Origin of the sequence: Stenotrophomonas sp. (assembly GCF_032061965.1) — a bacterium.
In the GTDB taxonomy this organism is placed as follows: domain Bacteria; phylum Pseudomonadota; class Gammaproteobacteria; order Xanthomonadales; family Xanthomonadaceae; genus Stenotrophomonas.
In genome coordinates, this window is sequence record NZ_DAMBEF010000002.1 from 175,757 (window position 1) to 192,865 (window position 17,109).

Here is a 17,109-nt window from a genome sequence, read left to right on the forward strand (position 1 = left end):
GGGGAGGGCTGGGGAGGGGCTGGCTTTTGTGCGGGATTGTCGGGAAAGCCTCTGCCGAGCATGGCTCGGCACTACGCCCCCTCCCTTTGCCGCAGGCAGGGGGAGGGCTGGGGAGGGGGTGGCTTTTGTGCCGGATTGTGGGGAAAGCCCCTGCCGAGCATGGCTCGGCACTACCGGGGGTTCTGCTGCGATGTTGCGCCGCAGAATGCGTTGGACGAAATCCTCATGCTTTACTTGGATCGATCTAAATTTTCAGCAATGTGATTCGGGGGAAGCAGTTGGGGCTGCGCAGGGCGCGCCTCTGGATGCTGCAAGTCACTGAAAACATGGCTGGAAAGCGCTTCGAATGGCCCGCGTTTGGGTGCTTGATCCGCCAGCCGCTGTCGTGACGGCTGCCGGGGCAGGCGCCGGGCCGCCCGTTTTGCTGATGCCTGGCATCTCTCCCCCGTTCTGCAAGGAACGGGCTGGGTATCAGCGGCCCGGCTTGCCCGGGCCAACCTTTGCCGTACCAACATCGTTGCCGTAACGACCGACCCAAGGATCCAAGACATGAGCCGATCGCCGTCCACCGCCCATTCCAATCGCCCTGTGGCAATGGCCGCTTGCTTGCTGGCGCTGAGCTTCGCGCCGCTGTTGCAGGCTGCACCGTCAGTCGCGCTGGAACGTGAGGTCAACACCTTCATCGGCAGCAAGGATGACGGCAACACCTTCCCGGGCGCGTCTGCACCGTTTGGCCTGATCCAGGTCAGCCCGATCGGCAGCCACTACTCGGGTTGGCGCTATGACGACGAGAAGATCCGTGGTTTTGGTCATTCCTTCATTTCCGGCGCGGGTTGCTGGGAGCAGGGCGGGCAGGTGTCGGTCTTGCCGGTGACCGGCAGCATCGGCCCGGGCGGTGATTTCGATACCAAGGACCCCAAGCGCTTCGATCACAAGAGCTACGCCTCGGCCTACAGCCATGATGGCGAAGTAGGGCAGGCCGGCTACTACAAGGTCCGGCTGACCGACTACCGCGGCATCGACGTGGAAACCACCGCGCTCACCCGTGCCGCCGCCGAGCGCTACACCTTCAGCGCCGGCGTCAGCGAAGGCCAGGTGCTGGTCAATGTGGCCCAAGCCAACGAGCGGCATTCGGTGATCGGCAGCGTCATCGATGTGGTCGGCGACCGCGCGGTGGAAGGCAAGCTGGTCACCAAGAGTTTCTGCGGCGGCCACCAGTACACGACGTGGTTCCGCATCGAGTTCGATCGTCCGTTCAAGGCGCATGGCACCTGGGGCGAGCAAGGCGGCCTGCCCGGTGCGCGTCACAGCATGGAAGGCGAGGCCAAGCCCAATGGTGCGTGGTTGAGCTTTGACCTGGCCGATGGCCGCAGCGTCACCGCCACCAGTGCGATCTCGCATGTGGATGCCGAAGGTGCACGCAACAACCTGCGCAGCGACGGCATGCAGGGCGGCAAGCTGCTGGGCTTCGATCGCATGCGCGCGCTGTCGCAGGCGCAATGGCGCGAGCAGCTGGCCAGCGTCAAGGTCGAAGGCGCGAGTGCCGATGACCGCAGCGTGCTGTACACCGCGCTGTACCACGCGTTGTTGCAGCCGATGACCGGCAGCGACGCCGATGGTCGCTACCGCGGTTATGACGACGGGATTCATCGTGCCGATGGTTGGACCTACTACGAGTATTTCTCGCTGTGGGATACCTACCGCACGCAGAACCAGTGGCTGGCGCTGACCCGCCCGGATGTTGCCCGCGATATTGGCCGCAGTCTGCTGGCCATCAACGAACAGGGCGGCTGGCTGCCGCGTTGGGGCTATGCCAACTTCGAAACCAATGTGATGACCGGCGACCCGGTAACGCCGTTCATGGTCGACCTGTGGCGCTTCGGCGCGCTGCAGGGCCGCGAGGCGGAAGCCTGGGGTGCGCTGCGCCGCAATGCCTTTGAAATGCCGCCGATCAACTCGCGCCATGCCGGTCGTTCCGGCAATGCCAGCTATCTCGCTAACGGCTATGTGGGTTACGACCGCGCCTTCCCGTCCAAGGGCATGGACGTGGATCCGCATCATGGTGGTTCGGCAACGCTGGAATACGCGCTGGCCGATTGCGCATTGGCGCAGATGGCCGATGGCCTCGGTCATGCCGACGATGCAGCTACCCTGCGTGCTCGCGGCGGCAACTGGCACAAGGTGTGGGATGCGGATGTGCGTGATGCTGAAACCGGATTCACCGGCTTCCCACGTCCGCGCGACGAGAACGGCAAGTGGTATACGCCGGCCGATGGCCATTACAGCCCGCGCTCGCAGCACGGCTTCCACGAAGGCACCGGCTGGCAGTACCAATGGTTGGTGCAGCAGGACGTGCCGGGCATGCTGCAGGCCATGCATGGCCGCGAGCAGACCGGCAAGCGTCTGGATGCCTTCTTCGCCTACGACGCACTGCTGCAGGCGCCGCTGACCGCCGCGCGCAAGGAGTGGGTGGTCGGCCCGTACAGCTATTACAACCAGTACCGCTACAACCCCAACAACGAGCCGGACCTGCATGCGCCGTGGATGTATACCCTGATCGGCCAGCCGTGGAAGACCGCCACCGTGGTCCGCGCTGCGCAGCAGCTGTTCACCAATGCGCCGAACGGCGTCACCGGCAATGACGATCTGGGCACGATGTCGGCCTGGTACCTGTTCAGCGCGCTGGGCCTGTACCCGGCGGTGCCAGGCAGTGGCCAGTTCCTGCTGCATGCGCCGCGCTACAGCAAGGCCGAGATCAGCCTGGGCAATGGCCGTCGTTTGACCTTGCAAGCCCCGGGCGCCGACCCGCGCAGCCTGCAGTACATCCAGGGTGTGCAGGTCGATGGCAAGCCACAGGCGGCTGTATGGCTGGACTGGCAGCGCCTGCAGCAGGGCGGCAACGTGCGTTTCGAGCTGGGCACGCAGGCGCCGGAACAGGGCTGGGGCACGGCCCAGGCCGACCTGCCGGTGTCCTATTGCGCTACTCCGGGCAGCGCCCAGCCGTGAGCATGGCGGGCGCCAAGGGCAACAAGAAGGGGCAGGGCACCGCAAGCGGTGGCCTTGATCCTTTAGGCTTGGCGCATTCCGCAACCGTAGTCGAGCCGATGAAAGACACTCCACCTGGCGCCAAGGGCGCTCGCAAGGCCGGCCAACGTGCGGTCACCGTCACCGACATCGCGCAGGCGGTAGGTGTGTCGCGTGCAACCGTCTCGCTGGTGTTGCGCGGCAGTCCGCTGGTCAATGTAGATACCCGCGCCAAGGTCGAGGCCGAGCTGCGCAAGCAACGCTATGTCTACAACCGTACCGCCGCCAACCTGCGCCGTCGTACCTCTTCGTCGATCGCACTGGTGATCAATGACCTGTCCAACCCGTTCTTTGCCGAGTTTGCGTCCGGCGTGGACGAGGCACTGGGTGGCAAGGGTTATGTGACATTGCTGGGCAGCACCGGCGAATCGCCGCAGCGACAGCAGGCCGTACTGAGCACCTTGATGGAGCACACCCCCACCGGCTTCATCCTGTCGCCCGCCGAAGGCAGCGATGCCGGCGAGCTGCGCCAGGTATTGGGGGCGCACGCCAACGTGTTGCTGTTCAACCGCGAACTGGCGGGCGCGCAGTGGGACTTCCTCACCTTGGACAACCAACAGGGCGCCTACATGGCCACCCGGCACCTGATCGAACGCGGTCATCGTGATGTTGCTTTCTTCGGCGGGCATGCGGCGTCCAGCTCCTGCGCGCAGCGCCGGCTGGGGTACCAGCAGGCCCTGCGCGAGGCCGGTTTGCCGGTGCACGCCGAATGGATGATCGAGTCCGCTCCCAATCGACTGGAAGCCGCTGCGCGTACCGGTGAATTGTTCGAAAGCGCACAGGCCCCCAGTGCGGCGGTCTGCTACAACGACACGGTTGCTTTGGGTCTGATGCTGGGCCTTACCTCGCGTGGAATACGGCCCGGTGGCGATTTCGCTGTCACCGGCTTCGATGATATCTCCGAGGCCGCAGTCGCATTCCCGCCCTTGACCACGCTTACCGCTGATCCTCGTGAACGTGGCCGCCAAGCCGCAGCGTTGCTGTTGCAACGCCTCGACAACCCCGATGCAGCGCCGATGCGCACCGTTGCCCCGGTGCAGCTGCGGATCCGTGAAAGCAGTGCCGCAAGGCCACGCTGAGCCGTAACTCCACCTCCCGATCACCGTACCAGGGCCCACCCACATGCACATACCAACATCGCCATCGTCTACATCAAGCCCGTCGGCGCCCGTGGTCAATACGCGCGTGGCCTTGGCGGTGGCCACCACCATCTTCTTCATGTGGGGCTTCCTTACCTGCCTGAATGACATCCTGATTCCGCACCTGAAGTCGGTCTTCGAGCTGAATTACACCCGCGCGATGCTGGTGCAGTTCACGTTCTTCGGCGCGTACTTCCTGATGTCGTTGCCGGCCGGGCGACTGGTGGCGCGGCTGGGTTACAAGCAGGGCATCGTCGCCGGTCTGGTGATCGCGGGCATCGGTGCGTTGGGCTTCTGGCCCGCGGCGGAGTTGCGTCAGTACGGCGCCTTCCTTGCTGCGCTGTTTGTGCTCGCTACCGGCATCACCGTGCTGCAGGTTGCCGCCAATCCCTACGTTGCACTGCTGGGGCCGGAGCGAACCAGTTCCAGCCGTCTGACGTTGGCACAGGCGCTGAACTCGCTGGGTACGGCGATTGCCCCGATCTTCGGTGGCCTGTTGATCCTCGGCAACACGGTGAAGAGCGCCGATGAGCTGAAGGCATTGCCGCTGGCCGAACAGGCGGCCTATCGCGTGCAGGAAGCGCAATCGGTGCAAGGGCCGTATCTCGGTCTGGCGGTCGCGCTGTTCCTTCTGGCCCTGTTCGTGTTCCTGTTCCGCCTGCCCACATTGAGTGAAAGCAGCGAGCAGGCAGACAGTGCAAGCCATACCTACGGCGACGCGTTGAGCCACAAGCACCTGCTGTTCGGCGTGCTGGGAATCTTCTTTTATGTAGGCGCCGAAGTGTCGATCGGCAGCTTCCTGGTCAATTACCTGTCGCTGCCCAATATCGGCGGCTTCAGTGAGCAGCAGGCCACGCACTACGTGTCGCTGTACTGGACCATGGCGATGATTGGCCGCTTTGCCGGTTCGGCGCTGTTGGTGCGGTTCTCGCCGCGCAAGCTGCTGGCCCTGTTTGCCCTGATCAACGTCGCCTTGCTGGCGCTGACCATGGGTAGCGAGGGCAAGCTGGCGTTGTATTCGGTGGTGGCGATCGGCCTGTTCAACTCGATCATGTTCCCGACCATCTTCGCGCTGGGTATCGAGCGCCTTGGCCCGCTGACCAACAAGGCTTCCAGCCTGCTGATCATGGCGATTGTCGGTGGCGCGGTGGTGCCGTTCCTGCAAGGCATGCTGGCCGACCGCATCGGCGTGCATCACTCCTTCATCCTGCCGTTGCTGTGCTACGGCTACATCATTTTCTACGGGCTGGTCGGTTCACGCATCAGCACCGGTGTCAGCCAGAAGGACTGAGGCCAGATGGGCAAGATTGTTTGTTTCGGCGAAATTTTGATCGATCTACTAGCGCAGCCACCGGCGTCGGAAGACACCCCGCGCGCCTTCCTGCAGTACGCTGGCGGGGCCCCGGCGAACGTGGCAGTGGCGGCGGCACGGCTGGGTGCCAGCAGCCATTTCGCCGGCATGCTGGGCCGCGACATGTTCGGTGACTTCCTGCTGGAAAGCCTGCAGCAGGCAGGGGTCGAGACCGATTGCGTGGTGCGTACCGACCAGGCCAAGACCGCGCTCGCATTCGTGGCACTGGATGCACATGGCGAGCGCAGCTTCAGCTTCTACCGGCCACCGGCGGCGGACCTGTTGTTCCGCGCCGAACACTACCTGCCGGCCTGCTTCAATGGCACGGCGTGCTTCCACGTCTGTTCCAACAGCCTGACCGAGGCCGAGATCGCCAAGGCCACGTTCGACGGCATGGAACGCGCCCGCGCCGCGGGTGCGGTGGTCAGCCTGGACCTGAACCTGCGCCCGGCGCTGTGGCCGAGTGACGTCGACCCCACCCCGCGCCTATGGCAAGCGCTGGAGCGTGCCGACCTGATCAAGCTCTCGCGCGAAGAACTCGATTACCTGGCCGCGCCATTGGGTGCAGACGGCGAAGCACAGGTGCTGCAGCGCCTGCTGGCCGTGCAGGCACAGTGGGTCATCGTTACCGATGGCGCAGGAACCTTGCGTTGGTATACCCGTCATGGTCAGGGTGAAGTACCCAGCTTCAGCGTGCAGGCCGTCGATACCACCGCTGCCGGCGATGCTTTTGTCGGCGGTGTGCTGGTGGGGCTGGTTGAACGCGGTGGCGCGGGGGCGGGCTTTGCCGCCTTCTGCAAGGCGCCCAATGCCATCCACGGCACGCTGCGGTTCGCCGCCGCCGTGGGTGCCTTGGCGGTCACCCGCAAGGGCGCGTTTGCGGCGATGCCCGCTTTGAATGAAGTGCAGCATCTGCTGCAGCAACAGGAGGCCAATGCATGACCACCACGCCCGATTTCCGTTCACCGGCTTTCCTGCGCGGGCACATCGCCGACACGATGGCCTTCTACCACCCGCATTGCATTGATCCGGAAGGCGGCTTCTTCCACTACTACCGCGACGACGGCAGCATCTATGACCGCAGCCATCGGCACTTGGTCAGCAGCACGCGGTTTGTCTTCAACTACGCCATGGCCTACCGCGAGTACGGCAATGCCGAGTATCTGGAAGCGGTGACGCACGGGGTGCGCTATCTGCGCGACGTGCATCGCAACCCGGCCACGGGTGGCTATGCCTGGACCCTGCGCGAGGGCAAGGTCGAGGACGACATGAACCACTGCTATGGCGTGGCCTTCGTGCTGCTGGCCTATAGCTGCGCGCTGAAGGCAGGCATCGAACAGAGCCGGGAATGGATGGATGAAACCTGGCAGCTGCTGGAACGCCACTTCTGGGAGCCGCAGCACGGCCTGTACCGCGATGAAGCCGACGCCAACTGGAATTTCACCGGCTACCGCGGCCAGAACGCCAACATGCATATGTGCGAGGCCATGCTGGCCGCGTTCGAGGCCAGCGGCGAACAGCGCTACCTGCAGCGCGCATTGCAGCTGGCCGACAACATGACCCGTCGCCAGGCAGCCAAGGCCGGCGGTCTGGTGTGGGAGCACTACGACATCGATTGGAACATCGACTGGGATTACAACCTGGACAATCCCAAGCATCTGTTCCGCCCCTGGGGTTTCCAGCCCGGCCACCAGACCGAATGGGCCAAGCTGTTGATGATCCTCGACCGCCATGTCGACGCCGACTGGCTGGTGCCGACGGCGCAGCATCTGTTCGATACCGCAGTGACGCGCTCCTGGGATGAGGCACGTGGTGGCCTGTACTACGGCTTCGCGCCGGAGTCGCGGCGGCAGCCCAACATGGACGGCGCCGCCATTGGTGGCGACAGCTTTGTCTGCGACGACGACAAGTATTTCTGGGTGCAGGCCGAGTCGCTGGCCGCTGCCGCGCTGCTGGCCAAGCGCACCGGCGATGCCGGCTACTGGGAGTGGTACGACCGCCTGTGGGCGTATTCGTGGCAGTACTTCGTCGATCACCGTTATGGCGCATGGTTCCGCATCCTCGATGCCGACAACCGCAAGTACGACGACGAAAAGAGCCCGGCCGGCAAGACCGATTACCACACCATGGGCGCCTGCCACGAAGTGTTGAACGTGGTACGCGAGCAGCAGCCGGGCTGAGCCCCGGCAACGTCAAGCACTAGCGGAGGGGCTATGCGGCAGCGTTTGCAGTTGAAAATTGGATCGATACAAAAGCACGTCGCACAGGCGCTGCTGGGCGGTGCGTTGCTGGTGATGACCGGTAGCGCATTGGCGGCAGAGCTGCAGGCGCAATGGACTTTCCGGCTGCTGCCCGGCGACGCCCAGCTACAAGCTCATCCCGGTATGGATGCATGGAAGCCGGCAGCCGTGCCGGGTAGCGTACATACCGATCTGATGGCGGCCGGCCTGATTGGTGATCCTTATGTGGGTGCCGCAGAGGCCGGCCTGCAATGGATTGGCCTGGGCGACTGGGAATACCGTGCACGCTTCGATGTGGATGCGGCAACGCTGGCGCGCCCGCATGCCGAGCTGCGCTTCGACGGCCTGGATACGTTCGCCGAGGTGCGTCTCAACGGGCAGCCCTTGTTGAAGGCTGACAACGCGCACCGCACCTGGCGTGCCCGCGTTGATGGCCGCCTGCGCGCGCAGGGCAATGAACTGCAGATCGTGTTCCGCTCGCCTATCCGCAGCCTGTTGCCACAGGTGCAGGCGATGCCGCACAAGATCGCCGGCAACTATCCCTCGCCCTACGGTGACGAGCCGAAGGACGCGATGGTCGGCAATTTCGTGCGCAAGCCGGCCTACCATTTCGGCTGGGACTGGGGCCCGCGTTACGTCACTGCCGGCGTCTGGCGGCAGGTGCATCTGGACAGTTGGGAGCAGCAGCGCATCACCGATCTGTCCGTACGTACAGACTCACTGGATTCTGATGCAGCGCGGCTGAGCGTGCTGCTGCAGGTTGAGCAGGCGGATGCCGCTGCCACGCAGAAGGTGGTTGTTGATGTGCTCGGCCCAGACGGTGCCAAGGTCGCCCAGATCAGCCAGGACATTGCGCTGAAGCCGGGCGAAAACAGCGTGTCGCTGCCACTGCAGATCGACAAGCCCCGGCGTTGGTGGCCGGTAGGCTATGGCGACCAGGATCGCTATACCGTGCAGGCGCGACTGGGCGACGGCCAGCAGGAGGCATTGGCGTCGAGCGTGCGCATCGGCCTGCGCACCGTGCAGTTGCAGCGCGATGAGGACAAGGATGGCGGCCAGGGCTTCGCCTTCGTCATCAATGGCGTGCCGGTGTTCGCCAAGGGCGCCAACGTCATTCCCTTCGATGCCTTCCCGGCACGGGTCACGCGTGAACGCCTGCGCCGCGACCTGCAGGCTGCGCGCGATGCCAACATGAACATGCTGCGCAACTGGGGCGGTGGTTATTACGAAGACGATGCCTTCTACGACATCGCCGACGAGCTGGGTCTGCTGGTGTGGCAGGACTTCATGTTTGGCGGCGGCATGCAGCCGGCCTATGACCCCGCGTTCCGCGCCAATGTAGTGGCTGAGGCGCGCGACAACATCCGCCGTCTTCGTCACCATCCCAGCATCGTGCTGTGGTGTGGCAACAACGAGGAAGAAACCGCGTGGAAGGATTGGGGCCACGGCAAGACGCTGAAGGAAGCCGATCCGGTGTTCGCGCAGAAGGTATGGCAGGGCTATGTGGATCTGTTCGGCAAGGACCTGCGCAGCGTGGTTGCCGAGGAAGGCCTGGGCGTGCCGTATTGGTCCAGCTCGCCCAGCAATGATCTGGACGCCAAGGCCAACGACTCGCGCCGTGGTGACAAGCACTACTGGGAAGTCTGGGGTAACCCGGCCTTGCCGCCGACCGCCTACCTCAAGGAAACCCCACGTTTCATGTCCGAGTACGGACTGCAGGCCTGGCCGCAGCTGTCGACGGTCAATGCGTTCGCCACGGCCGAAGAGCAGCAGATTGATGGCCCGGTGATCCAGGCGCACCAGAAGTTCCTGGCTGGCAAGGGCAACGAACGACTGCTGCACTACATCGAAATGGAGTTCGGCACGCCGCGTAACTTTGCCGACTTCGTCTACCTGAGCCAGATGATGCAGGCCGAAGGCATTGAGCTTGCAGCACTGCATCACCGCGCGTCGCGTCCGTACACGATGGGCTCGCTGTATTGGCAGCTCAACGATGTGTGGCCGGGTGCTTCATGGTCCAGCGTGGATTACTACGGCAACTGGAAGGCGCTGAACTTCCATGCCAAACGCTTCTTCGCCGATGTCGCGGTGGCGGCGCTGCGCGATGAAGGCACGACGCGCTTGAGCCTGCTCAACGATGGCCGCGATCCGCTGGATGCACAGTGGCAGCTGCGTGTGCTGGATTTTGATGGCCGTGTGCTGCGGCAAGAGCACAAGGCAATCCGTTTGGCGGGGCTATCGGCGACCGAAGCGGCGCGCTTCGGTGATGCCGAACTGCTGCAGGGCGCAGATCCGCACCGCAGCGTGGCGATCTTCGAATTGACCCGCGGCGATGAAGTATTGGCGCAGCGTCTGGTCTATTTCGTCGCCGCCAAGCAGCAGGCCTTGCAGGCCGGGCAGCTACACACCGCCTTGCGTGCCGAAGGTGATCACTACGTCTTGCAGCTGCGCGCCGATGCGTTGGTGCGCGGCATCTGGATCGGCTTCGATGGCGTGAGCGCGACCCTTGAAGACAACGCCTTTGACCTGCTGCCCGGTCAGACCCGCGAGCTGATCGTCCGCAGCACCGCCCCGCTTTCCACCCTGCGCACAGCACTGCAATTGCAGACGCTGGGCGACACCCTGCAGTCCCGTCCCGTTGCATCGCAAGACAACGCTTCCGTCGAGAGGATTCACTGATGACCCGTTCCCTGCGTACCGCCCCCCTGGTCGCCGCGCTGATGCTGGCGCTTTCCGCTTGCAGCCAGCAGGCCGCCGCTCCCGCCACCACCCCGGCTGCCCCGGCCACTGCCGCCGCGCCGGCAGCAGATGCTGCCTTGCCCAACGTGGATGAGGCCGAGGCCGCGCGCATGGCCGAACAGGTCCGCGAGGCCACCCGCCACGCTTGGCAGGGCTATATGCAGTACGCCAAGGGCCACGACGACCTGAAGCCGATCAGCGCACAGCCGCGCGACTGGTATCCCAAGCCGCTGCTGATGTCGCCGGTGGACGCGCTGGACACCTTGCTGCTGCTCGGCCTGGACAAGGAGGCCAATGAAGCCCGCGAGCTGATCGTCACCCAGCTGTCCTTCGACCAGGACATCGACGTACAGAACTTCGAAGTCACCATCCGGCTGCTGGGCGGCCTGCTGTCGGCCTACCAGATGACCAACGACGAGCGCCTGCTCAAGCTCGCCGACGACCTGGGCACGCGCCTGTCGCCGGTGTTCGACAGCCCCACCGGCCTGCCGTACACCCACGTCAACCTGCATACCGGCAAGACCAGCGGCAAGATCAGCAACCCCGCCGAGACCGGCACCTTGCTGCTCGAGTTCGGCACCCTGGCCAAGCTCACCGGCAAGCAGGCGTACTACGACAAGGCCAAGCGTGCGCTGGTGGAAACCCATAAGCGTCGCTCCAAGATCGGCCTGGTCGGTTTGAACATCAATGTCGAGACCGGTGAGTGGACCAACAAGGACGCCTCGATTGCCGGTGGCATCGATTCGTACTACGAGTACCTGCTCAAGTGCTGGAAGCTGTTCGGCGACGAAGACTGCAAGAAGATGTGGGACGAGAGCATCGGCCCGATCAATCAGTACCTGGCTGACGAAGTGCGCGAAGGCGAGCTGTGGTATGGCCACGCCGACATGGACACCGGTGCACGCACGTCCACCACATATGGCGCACTGGATGCCTTCATGCCGGGCCTGCTGGCACTGGGCGGTGACCTTGACCGCGCCAAGCGCCTGCAGGAATCCAACCTGAAGATGTGGCGCCTGCACGACATCGAGCCGGAGTCGCTGGACTACGCCAAGATGGAAGTGCGCTCGCCCAGCTATGCGCTGCGCCCGGAGATCGTGGAGTCGGCGTACTACCTGCACCATTACACCGGCGATGCGCGTTACCGTGGCATGGGCAAGGAGTTCTTCGACGATTTCGTGCGTTACACCCGCACCGACCACGGCTTCTCGGCACTGAAGGACGTGCGCAGCAAGGAGAAGGACGACTCGATGGAGAGCTTCCTGTTCGCCGAGACCTTCAAGTACTACTACCTGCTGTTCGCCCCGGCCAAGACCCTGGACTTCAACGGCGTAGTCTTCAACACCGAAGCCCATCCGCTGCGTCGTACCTGGTAAGAACGGAAGACAAAGCCTGCTTTGACCCAGCCGGAGTCAGGCTTCCCAATGAACCAACCGAAGCTGGGCTTCCTCCCCTCTCCCGCTTGCGGGGTGAGGGGGGTAGTTCGCGAACCAAAGGTTCGCTATCCCACGAACGCCCTTGCGCCAGCGCAAGGGCCGGGGCGCGGAGCGGGGGCAGGGGGTGAGGGCCGCCTCGCCTAACACTCCCACCGGAAGCAGCTCTAGCACCTCGAACCCCGCTTCAACCCCCACCAATACCACCCCCTCACAAGCCCGCCGTAAGAGCGCGCTAAACTCCGCTCCAACAGGGACCAAGGCGGGGGCCGATGGAGCTGTCTTCCATCCTGATCATCGACGACGACGCAGCTTCGCTGGCGAGGCTGGCACGGCTCGTGGCAGAACTGCCGGCAGATCAAGCGCCGCAGATCAACACCGCCCCAGATCTCGTCGAGGCCCGCGCACTCCTGCAGGCCCATCATTTCGATCTCGCCCTGGTCGACATGCAATTGCCCGATGGTACCGGCATCGAGCTGATCGGCTGGATGCAGCAACACGAGCCGCAGTTGCAGGCAGTGATCGTGTCGGCATTCGCCGAGGAAGAAGCCATTTTTGCCGCACTGCGTGCCGGCGCCGTGGGCTACCTGCTCAAGGACCGCGACGATATCGAGCTCACTGTCGCCCTGCGTAGCCTGCAACGCGGCGGCGCACCAATTGATCCGATGATTGCACGGCGCATTCTTGCGCTGCTGCCCGCTACGCAGTTGCCAGTTGCCGCGCCGCCAGCAGCCAATGTGCATCTGTCAGAGCGTGAGCTCGGCATTCTTGCGCATGTCGCGCAGGGCTATGGAAACCGCGAGATAGCCGAATTGCTCGGACTGTCACGGCTCACCATCGAAGCGCATACCCGCAACATCTACCGCAAGCTGGCGGTGGGTTCGCGGACCGCGGCAGTATACGAAGCACGGGCGATGGGACTACTGCCTTGATCCGTTGGCTGCTGCTGTTGCTTGTGTGGGCGTGCATGGTGCCGGCCCAGGCGCAGACGCCGGATGTGCTGCGCATTAGCCAGGCAGAGGCGGTGCGCGCGGATTGGCACTCGCCAGCGGCGCCGTCGCAGGGCTGGGAGCAGGTGCCACTGGCCGATCAATGGCAGACCCGTTGGCCGGACCACGATGGCGTGGTCTGGTACCGGCTGCGCTGGCAGCAAGGCGATGCCAATCAACCGACCGGCCTGCTGCTGGACTACACCTGCATGGCGGCCGCGGTTTACCTCAATGGCAGCTTGATCGATCGCGATGCATCGCTGGTCGAACCGCTGTCACGCAGCTGGCATGTGCCGCGCTATTTCCTGCTGCAGTCCCCGCTGCTCCGGCAGGGGGACAATGAGTTGCTGGTTCGGGTGTCGGGGCTGGCGGCGTACCAGCCTTCGCTCGGCGTGGTGGACGTAGGCGATCCGCAGACGCTGCAGGCGCGCTATCGCCAGGAAGTGTTTGTCCGCCATGACCTGCAGGTTCTGGACAGCGCGATCGGCTTGGTACTGGCAGCCGTCATCGGCATGTTCTGGCTGCTGCGGCGCAAGGAATCCATGTATGGCTGGTATGCCCTGAGCGCGGTATTCGGGCGGTTGTATGACAGCAATTTCTTCGCCAGCAGTCCGTGGCCGTTCTCCACCACCGATGGCTGGCAGGCCTTTATCGGCGCGTGCTATGTGGCAGGCGCTGCTGCACATACGGTGTTTCTTCTGCGTTTCTGCGAGCGGCGGTGGCCGCGTCTGGAGCGGGTATTGCTGGGCATCGCCCTGCTGGTGATGGCGGGTGCGTTGCTGTGGCCGCAGTGGATGGGGCCGAACCGCAACATCTACCTGGTGCCGACCATTGCCTTCCTTTACGTGGTGTCGTTCACCTTCATGGCCTATGCGCTGCGCAGTGGCCGGCGTGACTACCAGGTACTGGCGCTGTGCATCATCCTGCCGATCGCGGTGTCATTGCACGACCTCGGCGTCTATATGGGCTGGTACGGCGGTGTCAGCTACCTGGGTTCGTTCACTTCGCCGCTGATGCTGCTGGGCATGGGCTTCGTGCTTGCCTATCGCTTTGCCAATACCATGCAGCGGGTGGAGGGTTTCAACGCCGAGCTGCGGCATGAAGTGCAGCAGGCCACGACCCAGCTGGCAGACACGTTGCAGCAGCAACACGCGTTGGCCTTGTCGCACAGCCGCGCCGGTGAACGCCTGCAGCTGGTGCGCGACCTGCACGACGGGTTTGGCGGCACGCTGGTGGGCGCCATTGCAAGACTGGAGCAGGCACCGGAGGACATGCCGCGACAACAGGTGATCGGGGTGCTGCGCGAGATGCGCGACGACCTGCGGCTGGTGATCGACAGTACCGCGCGCGAACAGGCCGATCTGGCCGAGCTGCTGATACCACTGCGGCATCGCGCCAGCAGCTTGCTGGAGGCGGCCGACATCCACGCGCATTGGCATCTGCATGATATTCAAGGCGTGGAGCTCGGCGCGACGCGCAGCCTGGACCTGCTGCGGTTGTTGCAGGAAGGCCTGACCAATGTGTTCAAGCACAGCCGCGCAAAGCGCGTGGATGTCTACCTGCGCCGGCAGGGCGATCAGCTGCAAGTGCATATTGACGACGATGGCGTCGGCCTGATGCAAAGCACGGACGAGCAAACCGCCGCACGTGCGGGGGCGGGGCTGGCCAGCATGCGCCTGCGCGCGCGCAGGCTTGGCGGCGAGCTGCAGGTGTCGCCCGCAACCAATGGCGCCGGCACCCGCCTGGCCTTGGTGTTGTCCGTGCCGTGATCAACCTGACCGAGGTCGGGGAACGCCGCATTACCTGATTTCGTGGATGCGGGACAGCAAGCTCTGGCGTTAGCTTTCCTCCTTGTTGATTCGGGGGATCCGTTCATGAGCCGTCACCTTGTAACCACCGCCATGCCGTTGGCGGCCACCCTGCTTGCCTTGCTGCCATGGTTGCCGGTGCATGCCGCTGAAGTGGTTGGCGGGACCTCCCCCACAGCCCCGTGCACACAGGACACGAGCACCGGCGCCATCGCCTGTCAGGATGGCAGCCGGGTGGGTAGTGACGGCCCCGCAGGCCCAAACATGCTTGGCTGGAGCACCTCCGCTGGTGGGTTGGGCAATGCCACCGGCAATACCGCTTTCGGGCAGGGCAGTTCAGCCGGCTTGGGCGGGCAGGGCTCAAATGGCACCGCCGGGGGAACCGGGGGGATCGGTGGCAATGGGGGGGCCTACAATTTGGCATTCGGTACCAGCAGCAGTGCGGGTAACGGCGGCAAGGCGGGTCAGGGGAGCGCGGGTGGCACGGGTGGCAATGGTGGCGCAGGCGGCAACTACAACATCGCGTTGGGCGATGGCAGCCAGGCCGGAAACGGCGGTGACGGCAGAGACATGTGCTGTGGTTTCGGAGCCCCCGCGGGCGCCGCGGGTACGGACAACAATGTCGCCATCGGCAGGAATGCGATCGCTGCCGGCGGTGGCTCGGTAGCCTTGGGCTTTGGCAACACTGACGGTGGCCTTGCCAACGTGGTGTCGGTGGGTTCGGCTACATTGAAACGACGCATCACCAATGTCGCCGCCGGCATCGCTGGCGACGATGCGGTGAATGTCACCCAGTTGAACGCGGTGTCAGCATCCAACAGCAGCGGCTTGTCGGGTGTCGCAGCCTGGTTGGGCGGCGGTGCTGCGTACAGCGGGGGCGTGTTCACCGCGCCCAACTATGCGATCCAGGGAGGGGTGCAGCACAGCGTGGGCTCTGCGCTTGGTGCGCTGGATACTGCGTTGACCAACCAGGGCACGAACCTGCAGAACTACGTCGACACCGAGGCCGGTGCTGCGTTGGCGACGGCCAACCAATACACCGATACGCGAGAAGCAGCCCTCCGCAATGACATCGCCGCCGGCGCAGATGCAACCCTGGATGCGGCCAATGCGCATACCGACGCGCGTGAAACCGCAATCCGTACCGATATGGCGGATGCGGACGCCTCGACCCTGGCCAGCGCCAACAGCTATACCGATGCGCGCGAAGCGGCGATCCGCGACGACATCGCCGCCGGCGGCGCCGCAACCCTGGATTCGGCCAATGCGCATACCGATGCACGTGAGGCGGTGATCCGTACGGACATGGCGGCGGGGGACGCAGCCACCCTGGCTTCGGCGAACGCATACACCGACACGCGTGAGACTTCATTGCGTGGTGATCTTGCAGCTGGCGACGCCGCAACGCTTGGTTCGGCCAACCAGTACACCGACCAGCAGGTCGCCAACAGCCAGGCGATGGGATTGCAGGCGGCGCGCGCGCATGCGGATGCCGGCGACGCCGCGACCTTGGCCGCTTCCAACGGTTACACCGATACGCAGGTGGCGACAGTGCGCACTGAGGTCAGTGCGGGGGATGCGGCCACGCTGGCTTCTGCAAACCAGTACACCGACACGACCGCAACACAGACGCTGAGCAGTGCCAATGCCTATACCGACAGCGCACTGGCGGCATTCAGTGACGACTTCAGCCGCTTCCATCAAGGCGTGGAGCAACGCCTGCGCAACCAGGACCGACGTATCGACCGGATGGGCGCGATGACGTCGGCGATGACCAACATGGCGATGAATGCCGGTGGCGGGCAAAGCGCACGCGGCCGCATCGCGGTGGGCGCTGGTTTCCAGGGCGGTGAGCCGGCGCTGTCGGTCGGCTACGGCCGCAAGATCGGTACGCGTGCTTCGTTCTCCCTGGGCGGTGCCTTCGGTGGCGGGGAAAAGTCCGCTGGCGTGGGCTTTGGCATGGATCTGTAACACCCGGGCCGCAAGCTCGGCTCAAGGGCACCACACAGGCAACAGGGGGCGTGATGGCAAGCGCGACGGACGGGGCAAGGTCATGGTGTGACGACAGCCAGGGTAGCGGATCATGCACGCCGTTCGCCTCGTCGGTGCCCGCGCAACCGGTAGCCGTTGCAGGCGCCTTGCAGGCGGCTTGGATCGTGCATGACGCCGTTGCCCATCGCCGCATCCAAAACAGCGTCCGCGCCTGTGCGCGAAGCGTAGCGGTCAACAGCCAGCAGCTACATGCAAGCCTGGTGAGCGCACTCCGCGAGCAGCGTTGAGCGCGACCATTCGCAGCATGTCCGGACGTGGTTTAAACCTTTCCGCG

10 protein-coding genes are annotated in these 17,109 nt (G+C 64.4%); all 10 read left to right on the top strand.

Going from position 1 to position 17,109, the window contains the following annotated elements:
- Window positions 1-549 precede the first annotated feature (549 nt).
- A complete protein-coding gene (locus tag RT460_RS01975; RefSeq protein ID WP_313316831.1) occupies window positions 550-3,006 on the top strand; it encodes a GH92 family glycosyl hydrolase in 2,457 nt (818 codons plus the stop codon).
- 98 nt (window positions 3,007-3,104) lie between these two features.
- A complete protein-coding gene (locus RT460_RS01980; RefSeq protein ID WP_313316833.1) occupies window positions 3,105-4,163 on the top strand; it encodes a LacI family DNA-binding transcriptional regulator in 1,059 nt (352 codons plus the stop codon).
- A 43-nt stretch (window positions 4,164-4,206) separates the two neighbouring features.
- On the top strand, window positions 4,207-5,514 hold the full coding sequence (fucP, locus tag RT460_RS01985; protein WP_313316834.1) for an L-fucose:H+ symporter permease: 1,308 nt from the start codon (window positions 4,207-4,209) through the stop codon (window positions 5,512-5,514).
- A gap of 6 nt (window positions 5,515-5,520) precedes the next feature.
- Window positions 5,521-6,516, top strand: coding sequence for a carbohydrate kinase (locus RT460_RS01990; protein WP_313316835.1), 996 nt, complete (start codon window positions 5,521-5,523; stop codon window positions 6,514-6,516).
- A complete protein-coding gene (locus RT460_RS01995; protein WP_313316836.1) occupies window positions 6,513-7,754 on the top strand; it encodes an AGE family epimerase/isomerase in 1,242 nt (413 codons plus the stop codon). The genes RT460_RS01990 and RT460_RS01995 overlap by 4 nt, the downstream gene beginning before the upstream one ends.
- Window positions 7,755-7,787: 33 nt before the next feature.
- Window positions 7,788-10,493 (top strand): glycoside hydrolase family 2 protein, encoded by a 2,706-nt coding sequence (locus RT460_RS02000; protein WP_313316837.1) that lies wholly within the window; start codon window positions 7,788-7,790, stop codon window positions 10,491-10,493.
- Entirely contained in the window at window positions 10,493-11,929 is a 1,437-nt protein-coding gene (locus RT460_RS02005; RefSeq protein ID WP_313316838.1) for a glycoside hydrolase family 47 protein, read from the top strand. The genes RT460_RS02000 and RT460_RS02005 overlap by 1 nt, the downstream gene beginning before the upstream one ends.
- A 329-nt stretch (window positions 11,930-12,258) precedes the next feature.
- Window positions 12,259-12,918: a response regulator transcription factor gene (locus tag RT460_RS02010; RefSeq protein WP_313316839.1), complete on the top strand. Its 660-nt coding sequence runs from the start codon at window positions 12,259-12,261 to the stop codon at window positions 12,916-12,918.
- Window positions 12,915-14,744 carry an ATP-binding protein gene (locus tag RT460_RS02015; RefSeq protein WP_313316841.1) on the top strand — a complete coding sequence of 610 codons (1,830 nt, stop codon included), beginning with the start codon at window positions 12,915-12,917 and terminating at the stop codon, window positions 14,742-14,744. The genes RT460_RS02010 and RT460_RS02015 overlap by 4 nt, the downstream gene beginning before the upstream one ends.
- Window positions 14,745-14,849: 105 nt before the next feature.
- Complete coding sequence (locus RT460_RS02020; protein WP_313316842.1) at window positions 14,850-16,754, top strand: hypothetical protein; 1,905 nt, start codon at window positions 14,850-14,852, stop codon at window positions 16,752-16,754.
- Window positions 16,755-17,109 lie beyond the last annotated feature (355 nt).